The following is an 8880-nucleotide window of genomic DNA, read 5'->3' as shown; positions in this document are numbered from 1 at the left end:
AGCTAAAAGTGCCTCGCGATCCAAGCCAGAAACACACACGCCGCGACCACCCCTACCAAAATCGTCGAGATGATTGTGGCTTGCAAAAGACCACTCTTCAATCGCAGCAATGAGTCGGTCTGCGCTGGAGTCGAAATCCAGACGCCGGTGACGCATCCGATGAACAATCCCGCGATCGAGGTGATGTAAGTCACAAGGAGGAGTTCTTGTTTGAAGCTTACGAGCATCCCTGCGATCGAACCGATCAAGAGTCCAAACGCCGACATGCTGTACGATACGATGCGGTTCGGTGCTCCACTCAAAACTGTTGTCACCCCGATGCCGAGAAGGCCTCCCGCCATGCCCCCAATAGGAATGCCGATCAGAATCGCACCGATGATTCCACCCAACGGACCAAACTCCTGGGCCGGAACAAGCCAGTTTCCAATGAGAAAGAACACTGGCGCAGCAATCACGGAACCGGCAAAAGCACCAAGGATGCCTCCAATCGATGATGCAAGAATCCGGATGCCCCCTTTCGTTCTCCCACTCTCTTTCTCCATCAGATTGCACTCCGGACGCGAGCGGCACGATCAATACCCCAGTTTCGGTAGTCTGAAAGTCGCCGGACTTCCGCGGGACGCAACTACGCTCAACCAAAACGCTTGCGTTCTTTATTCTGATGCGTTCCGGGCGGATATACTCGGCGGTTGACAATTCCCTCGCCCCTCGGAGTCCAGTCCCATGAAGCGTCTGTTGCACTTGTCAATCATCTTGGCCTCGTTAACCGGTGTGTTGCGGGCAGAAGACTTCAATCGAACTTCGCTTCCCATCCCGCAGTCTCCGTTTGACGGAAAGATTGGACTGACACCGGCTGAATCGACCAAGGACTTTCCGGCTGAGGTAAAGGCGCCCGAGGAGGCCCCCAATGTGCTGATCATCCTGACCGATGACGTCGGCTTCGGCGCCAGCAGCACGTTTGGCGGTCCGATTCCGACGCCCACCTTCGACAGGTTGGCAAAGTCCGGGTTGCGGTACAACCAGTTTCACACCACGGCGCTGTGTTCGCCGACGCGCGCCGCGTTGATCACCGGTCGCAACCACCACCACGTCTCCACCGGAGTCATCATGGAGGCGGGCGTGGGCTTCCCCGGATACAACACGTTGGTTCGCAAGTCGTGCGGCACGATCGGACAGATCCTGAAATACAACGGCTACAACACCGCCTGGTTCGGCAAGAACCACAACGTCCCGGATTGGCAGACGAGCCAAGCCGGTCCATTCGATCTGTGGCCCACCGGTCTTGGGTTCGAGTATTTCTATGGCTTCGTCGGCGGCGACACCAACCAGTGGGCTCCCGCGTTGACCGAGAACACACGTCCGATCGAACCTCCCGCTGACGATCCCGATTACAACTTTGATGAAGACATGGCTGATCGGGCCATCGCCTGGATGCGGATGCAAAACGCGGTCGCACCCGACAAACCATTTTTCTGCTACTACGCCACCGGAACGGCACACGCCCCGCACCACGCCCCCAAAGAGTGGATTGATAAATTCGACGGTCAATTCGATCAGGGCTGGGACAAAGTCCGGGAAGAAACGCTTGCCCGTCAAAAAGAACTGGGCGTCGTCCCCCAAGGCACTCGACTCACGGAACGCTCGAAGGGGATTGCGGCGTGGGATTCACTGAACGACAAGGAGAAAGAGCTGTATGCCCGGATGATGGAAGTGTACGCCGGAGCCCTCTCGCACGCCGACCATCAGTTCGGCCGCATCATTGACGCGATCGAGGAAACGGGCGAACTGGACAACACGCTGATCATCTACATCCAAGGTGACAACGGTGCCAGTGCCGAAGGCAGTGCGACCGGGTTGTTGAATGAAATGACCTTCTTCAACAACATCGAAGTACCGTTCGAAGACGTCTACAAACGCATGGATGAACTGGGCGGACCGATGACGTTCAACCACTATCCCATCGGCTGGGCACACGCCATGGACTCTCCATTTCAGTGGACCAAGCAGGTTGCTTCGCATTTCGGCGGCACTCGCAACGGCATGGTGATTTCCTGGCCGAAAAAGATCAAAGATGCCGGGAAGATTTGTTCGCAGTTCCACCACGTGATCGACATCGCCCCCACCATCCTGGAAGCGGCCGGCCTGCCCAAGCCTGAATCGATCGATGGCATCACGCAGGAACCGATGGATGGCATCAGCTTGGCCTACACCTTTGAAGACACCAAGGCAGAGCCGAAACGCACGACACAGTACTTCGAGATGTTTGCCAACCGCGCGATCTATGACAACGGATGGATCGCGTGCACCACGCCCCCGATTGCTCCCTGGGTGAGCGTCGCCGACCCCGTCGACGTCATCGAAGGCTACGACTGGGAACTGTACAACATCAACGAAGACTTCTCGGAGTCGAACAACGTCGCCGAAGAGAACCCGGACAAGTTGAGGGAACTGCAGCGTCTGTTTTACATCGAAGCGGTGAAGTACGACGTGCTGCCGCTGGATAACAGCAAGGTCGAGCGTTTGGACGTCAACAACCGACCCAGCCTGACGCGGGGTCGTGACGAGTTCACTTACTTCGAAGGCATGACCCGAATCCCTGAAGGATCGGCCCCCGACTTTAAGAACAAGTCATTCGGCATCACCGCCGTGTTGGAGGTCCCCGAAGGCGGTGCGGAGGGCTTGCTGATGACCCAGGGCGGACGATTTTCGGGACTCGGGTTGTACGTTCTGGATGGCAAACCCGTGTTCATCTACAACCTCGCCGACGTGGAACGCTACCGGGTGGAAGCGAAAGAACCGCTCGAACCGGGCAAACATGTCGTGACCCTTGACTTCAAGTACGACGGAGGTGGCATCGGAAAAGGCGGCGTGGCCACGCTCACCGTTGATGGCAAGGAAGCCGCCTCGGAGAAGATTCCTCAAACGATCGGCTATCGAATGTCGCTTGATGAAACGCTGGACATTGGCGAAGACACCGGCACGCCGATCAGCGAGGATTACGAGGTCCCATTCAAGTTCAGCGGCGAAATCGAGAAGGTGACGATCAAGATCACCGAACACGAACTCACCGAAGAGCAACTTCGCCAGTACCGCCAGCAACAGGTCAAAGCTGCGATGTCGCGTTGAATGCCAGCCATGGAGATGATGCCCGTTAGCTTCATCTAGCCAACGGGGCTGGTGCGGGAACAAACGGCCGGGCCGTCGGCCCTCCACCGTTTCCCTGTGAATTCAACACCCCAGCCCTGCCGGGCTGGGAGAAGCAAACCAACGGGCCTTCGGCCCGATAACTGAAAGGGGCAACGCCTCGTTCATTTGCCCAGGCCTGCCCAAGGGGCTGGGAAAGCGGCCACCATCGAACTCAGGGCCGGCGGCCCGATACATTCGCTCGTATCAATCCGTGCTAACGAGCGTCACTGTGGTAGGGCAGATTCGCGTTGACTTCTGTGAGCCACGCGTCCAGCTTGTTGCCTAGCTGCTTCGCCAACTCAGGCTGCTGGTCGACAAGATTGTGCTTCTCGCCGAGATCCTGCTTCAGGTTGTACAACTCGAGGGAACCATCGTCGTAGCGCCGGATCAACTTGTGATCCCCGGCTCGCACGGCGCTCGCGAGCCGGTTTCTTTTGTGAAAGGCGTAGTTGGGATAGTGGAAAAAGATCGCGTCTCGTTCGAACTCGCCGGTTTGCTTCAAAAGCGGGACCAGACTTTTTCCGTCAAGAACTGCATCGGGCAGTTTTGAAAGCTTCGCGACCTCCAGGATGGTCGGATAACAATCCGTGCTGATGACGGGGACGGAGCAGGTGGTTCCCGCTTCGACGACCCCGGGCCAGCGGACGATCCACGGGATGCGAATCCCGCCCTCGAAGATCATCCCCTTGAAGCCGCGCAGTGGGCGGTTGTCTCCGTTGTAACCGCCGTTGTCGGACTTGAAGATCACGAAGGTATCGTCTCGCATGCCGGCATCATCGAGTGCTTTCATGACGCGTCCGATCGCGCCATCAACGCCCTCGATCATCGCGGCGTAAGCGGGATCGCGGATTCCCTTTCGTTTTCGGTACTTTTCAATGGTGGCCTCGGGGGCCTGCAGCGGATAGTGGACCGAGAAGGGCCACCAGCTGAGAAAAAACGGCTCCTCCCTGGGCTCGGTGACGAATTCGATTGCTTCCTCCGCCAGCCGATCGGGAAGGTATTCTCCTTCTTCGCCATCGGTCAAAGCATCGTTGCGGTAGGGGGAGAAATAGCTGGGCGGGCCGCCAAGCCGTGTCCCACCGATGTTGAGGTCGAAGCCTTGATGCTGTGGCCTGAGTTCTTGCTCGGCGATCCGCGACTGGTCTTTCTTTGCCACGTGCGACAGGTGCCACTTCCCGATGTGCGCGGTTGCGTAGCCGGCCGCCTTCAGCCGTTCGGCAATCGTCGTGTAGGAGAGGTTCAGGTGCCGAACGGTCGGTGCTTCGCACAGGTCCGACCCTTCCAATGAGAAACCATCCGGATGCCCGGGCGCGTGGTTGGTGATCCCCAACCGCGCCGGCGTCTGGCCGGTCATCATCGCAGCCCGCGTGGGCGAGCAAACGGGCGATGCCGCATATGCATCGGTAAAACGCATGCCCTCGTTGGCCAGCTGGTCAATGTGTGGCGTATCGATTTGCGTGTTGCCGTAGCAGTGCAAGTCCCTCCAGCCCAGATCATCGACCATGATGACCACGATGTTCAGACGGTCCGCGGTCGCGTCGTTTTGCATCCCCAACGAGGTTGCAACGAAAGCCAGCCAAACGGGGATCCAGCGTGAATTCGAGAAAAGGTTCGTGTTCATGGAAGGATTCACTACACATCGCGAAGATTTGCCGGAGAACTGCGGCTGAGATGTTTGGCTCAGGGCGTCTCTCCCTGTTGAAGGTGATTGATGCCGATCGGATGACGGTCTCGCGGTGCCGTGCGTCCTTCACTGCCGACGAGACGTTTGAGCAGAGCTTGCATTTCCTTGCGTTTGTCGGCCTCAGCGAAAAACAGATTCTGCGTTTCCCCCGCGTCGCGTCCCAAGTGAAAAAGCTGCCCGGTCGCCCCGGGGGCGGTCTCGGGCAAGGCGTATTTTTTCAACATGCCGCGATCGTAGTTGTTGCCGCCCGAACCTGGGTGATCCAGATATTTCCAAGGCCCCTGGCGCAGCTGGAATTCTCCTCGGAAACTTTGCGTCAACATGTACGGGCGAATGGGCTGGTCGTCCGACCGCGTGCCAAGCATTGCCGGCAACAGATCGTAGCTGTCGACCGCGTCGTCATCGGACAACGGGTAACCAACGATGGAGGCAACCGTCGCGAACAGGTCCGTCGTGTTGGCAAGCTGGCGCGTGACGCGCCCGGCCGGAATTCGACCGGGCCAACGCACAATCAATGGCACGCGATGCCCGCCTTCCCAGCCGTCACGCTTCATGCCGCGGAAACCTCCACTCGCATCATGCTCGTGATCTTCTCGCATCCAGTCCGTGTGAACAGTTTCGGGACCGTTGTCGGAATTGAAGACGACCAACGTTTCGCGATCGATCTGCAACTCGTCAAGAAGGTCAAGCAAACGTCCCACCAGCGTGTCCAATTCGCGAACGAAATCCCCCCGCGGACCGGCCCCAGTCACGCCCCGGAATTCTTCCGCCGGCAGCACGGGAGCATGGGAAATCTGCGTCGACAACACGGCAAAGAAAGGCTGATCAGAAAACCGTTCCCGATGATCCCGAATGAAAAGAGCCGTGCGATCGTAAAACAACAAATCGGCGTCGACGAACCGATAGTTGGGCGCCATCCAGCCTTCGTCATTATCCCACCGCCACTTGCCACCGGGATTCGGCAGGTTCTCGCGGCGGTGCCGCTGGCTTGCGGGCTCGCGTACCATGCCGTTTTCCAGATACACGTACAGCGGATCGGTGGTCGGACAATTGGGGGTGACGAACGACTCGTCAAATCCGCGGTGATTGGGCCCGTCTTCCAGCGGTGTGCTTTTCTGGTAGTCGATCAGCAGCGCGTTTTCGAAACCGCCGCCCAGCCGCTTGCCTTCTTTGTCGTACCACGTCAGACCCAGGTGCCATTTTCCGAACACGCCCGTGCGGTACCCGACGCGTTTGAGCATCTGCGCGAGTGTCAATTGGCCGGGCGCGAGATAGCTGGGACCGCCAGGGCCTTCGAAGGCGGTCGAACGACGGCCGGTACGGCAGACCAACTGGCCCGAGAACAGCCCATAGCGTGAAGGCGAACAAATGGTCGACGGGCTGTGAGCGTCAAGGAATCGTACGCCTTCGGACGCCATCTGATCCAAGCGAGGTGTTTGATAGGCAGCCTGAGGGTTGTAGATCGACAGGTCGCCGTATCCCAGGTCGTCCGCATAGACGATCACGATGTTCGGAAGCCCCTCGGCGGGCTCTTGCTGCGGGGGCCGTTGCTGAGCGGGGCAATCCTGCGCCAACGTGCCAGACAGCGCGAACAGCAGGATGGCCAAAGAGCACGGCAGCATCCTTGGGGCGACGAATCGGAACGATGAATTCATACGAGTCTTCTGGTTCGTCTGGAGCAAATCGCGATGACGTTTCGATGCCATCCGAAACGAAAGGCGAGAAGACGGCATCCGCAGACAGAGTGTAGTCGATTCCGTCTAGTCCCCGGTTTTCACGCTGGCTAAGGTTTGAAAAACGGCAGCTCTGCCACCGTCCGACGAGGATCGCGACAGCTTGATCCATCAGTATTTCGCTCCCCGCGACGGGCTGGCCGCTCGCATCGCCCCGCCTGGCGTCATTCCATCCCATCTTTTCTACGTTTGACGCGAAGAATCTGGATTCGACGGGCTCCTAACGACGGGTGCGCGCCGCTGCCGAGGTAGAATCGGACTGGCGGTCGATTTCGCCGGAAATCAGCACGGGTTCTCAGCTCCGGATGGTTCATGGGCTGGAATCGAATCAATCCGTTCGCCGCTCACGTGGAGATCCAGCCCGTGCGATCGCGTCTCGCTCTTGCCATCATTTTCCTTTGCGGGGGAGGCGTGGTTGCCGACCGATGCTGCGGTCAGGACGCTCCTCCGAAGCTTCTTCGCAATATCGAGAAAGCGGTCGGTGCGATTCCTCAGGCCATCGGTGCGCCGCAGCCTGCCGCCCCGCTGGTGATTCCCGCGGCGCCGGCCTGGTCCATCGCCCCGTCGGAGACCATTGCTCTGAGCGTGGTGCATGACATGCAGGCGTTTAGCGACAAACTGGATCACGTCGCGAAGGCCTGCGGTAGACCCGCTCCCGCGATTCTGGAGTGGTCCATTTCGGAATCGAGAATCCGTGACGGGTTGGATCGCGGCGGATCATTGATCTGGATGTTCGGGAAACCCGAGAGACGTCATGACGGTGTCCCCATCGTCTATGCTCTGCCGACGAATGAATACCACCGGTTGATCGCGCCGCTGGACCCTCGCTACCGCGGCCCGATTGCCCAAGTCAATGCATACGGTACGACGCTCCACGCGAGAGCGACTCCGACACACGCGCTATTCGCGCAACCGGAAAACCTGCGTTGGCTTTCGGCATGTGCGCGGTCCAGTGGTGGTTTCGATCGCCGACTGGGACCGCTGAACGACTTTCTTTCTAGTCATGACGTCGCCTTTGCGCTGATGCAGGAAGGACTGATCGATCAAGGCGAGATCCGACTTCCCTTTTCGGAAGGGACCACCGTGGTTCCACCAGTATTGCGCCGGATCGCGAATGAATCATTCGAAATGTCGGGATTCACCGCCATTGCCAGCGGTATCGAGCTCGCCCCCGGGACTTCGCTGTCGGCCGCACTCGCCGCCTCCATTGACCCGCGAAGCGAGGTCAGCCGGTGGCCGGCGACCATGACGTTTCAGCCCAAACGGGCGATGGAAGATCTTCCCAACTGCCAGCCCGCCTTGATTGCGTCATTTGCAATGTGCGATCAATGGAACGAGTGGCTTGAGCGATTGCTCGAAGAACAACTCGCACGGGCTTCCCGTTCCACCCCCGATCAATTTTCCGAGTGGGTTGACTTCGACCAGATTCGCGGCGCAACCGTCCTGATCGCGAATGAATCCAACCCGGCCGGTGATCGCATTGACCAGCTGTACCATCTGCAGCTCCATGTCCAAAACGCGCACCAGGCGCTCGCGGGGATGGAAGATTGCTTGCAACACTTGCTGCGGTTCTACGAAGACGAATCTCCGATCCAGATCGTGCCGGAAGAACGGGAGGGCCGTCAATTCTTGCGAATCTCTGTGACCGGGTTGGAAACGCTAGGTTGGCAGCGGCGAGAGGAACCGCTTGTCATTTCGGCGTCAACCTTGAATGCGACGACCGTGGTGGTCCAAGTTGGCGAAGCACGCCGATTGAGCGAGACCATTGCCGAGATTCAGACGGGCGAGGGGCTTGAAGGCGTTCCCGGTGTCGCAAAGTCGCTGGACCTGGTGGCCGACCGCGCCCAAGCGTTCATCTTGGTGGATCCTTACAGCGCTGCGACGTTGCTGCCTCGGATGGGGTTTGGTCAAGAAGTCGCAATGACCTTTGCAAACCGGTTTGGTTCGATCAGCAGTTTGATGTCCATGGCGCCGCTGATCGCTCTTTCAAAAGACGCCCCTCCGCTGGCCATTGACGCAGAGTTCCAGCCCAGCCATCTGGTGCTGAACGTCGCGGCGACGGAGGAACTGGTGGCAAAACTCGGCAAGCCCACCCAGCGAGTTTTCCCACAGGTCGGGCGAGCCCCCGGAACACCGGTTGGAACACCGGTTGGAACACCACTCGGCTCACCCCGAGCTACCGGGGCACAGCTGATCAAAGTCTTTTCGAAAATTTTCTTCTGGTAGCGACTGAAACGAGTCCACGGATCCGCTGGAGTCACCCTCGATCTTTTTAGA

General features: G+C 58.8%; 5 protein-coding genes. 2 read left to right on the top strand and 3 right to left on the bottom strand.

Going from position 1 to position 8880, the window contains the following annotated elements; all coding sequences use genetic code 11:
- Positions 1-2: 2 nt before the first annotated feature.
- The gene (locus tag FYK55_RS14835) at positions 3-542 is read right to left on the bottom strand and encodes a hypothetical protein (protein ID WP_150077198.1); all 540 of its coding nucleotides are present in this window, start codon (positions 540-542) and stop codon (positions 3-5) included.
- Between the two features lie 181 nt (positions 543-723).
- Between FYK55_RS14835 and FYK55_RS14830 the strand changes: the two genes are divergently transcribed.
- The gene (locus FYK55_RS14830; protein ID WP_150077197.1) at positions 724-3126 is read left to right on the top strand and encodes an arylsulfatase; all 2403 of its coding nucleotides are present in this window, start codon (positions 724-726) and stop codon (positions 3124-3126) included.
- Between the two features lie 274 nt (positions 3127-3400).
- Here FYK55_RS14830 and FYK55_RS14825 read toward each other — a convergent pair whose 3' ends face one another.
- Both FYK55_RS14825 and FYK55_RS14820 read right to left on the bottom strand, forming a co-directional pair.
- Positions 3401-4807 carry a sulfatase gene (locus FYK55_RS14825; protein WP_235908705.1) on the bottom strand — a complete coding sequence of 469 codons (1407 nt, stop codon included), beginning with the start codon at positions 4805-4807 and terminating at the stop codon, positions 3401-3403.
- 59 nt (positions 4808-4866) lie between these two features.
- Entirely contained in the window at positions 4867-6525 is a 1659-nt protein-coding gene (locus FYK55_RS14820; RefSeq protein ID WP_235908704.1) for a sulfatase family protein, read from the bottom strand.
- 390 nt (positions 6526-6915) lie between these two features.
- On the opposite strand from FYK55_RS14820, the gene FYK55_RS14815 reads away from it, so the two are divergent.
- Positions 6916-8829 carry a hypothetical protein gene (locus FYK55_RS14815; protein ID WP_150077196.1) on the top strand — a complete coding sequence of 638 codons (1914 nt, stop codon included), beginning with the start codon at positions 6916-6918 and terminating at the stop codon, positions 8827-8829.
- Positions 8830-8880 lie beyond the last annotated feature (51 nt).

Origin of the sequence: Roseiconus nitratireducens, assembly GCF_008629675.1 — a bacterium.
GTDB classification, from domain to species: Bacteria; Planctomycetota; Planctomycetia; order Pirellulales; family Pirellulaceae; genus Stieleria; species Stieleria nitratireducens.
This window is presented reverse-complemented; position numbering and strand designations above follow the sequence as displayed.

Excerpts from the sequence above, each read along its gene's own strand:
- FYK55_RS14835 (WP_150077198.1), bottom strand. The coding sequence starts at position 542 with ATGGAGAAAGAGAGTGGGAGAACGAAAGGGGGCATCCGGATTCTTGCA.
- FYK55_RS14830 (WP_150077197.1), top strand. The coding sequence starts at position 724 with ATGAAGCGTCTGTTGCACTTGTCAATCATCTTGGCCTCGTTAACCGGT.
- FYK55_RS14825 (WP_235908705.1), bottom strand. The coding sequence starts at position 4,807 with ATGAACACGAACCTTTTCTCGAATTCACGCTGGATCCCCGTTTGGCTG.
- FYK55_RS14820 (WP_235908704.1), bottom strand. The coding sequence starts at position 6,525 with ATGAATTCATCGTTCCGATTCGTCGCCCCAAGGATGCTGCCGTGCTCT.
- FYK55_RS14815 (WP_150077196.1), top strand. The coding sequence starts at position 6,916 with ATGGGCTGGAATCGAATCAATCCGTTCGCCGCTCACGTGGAGATCCAG.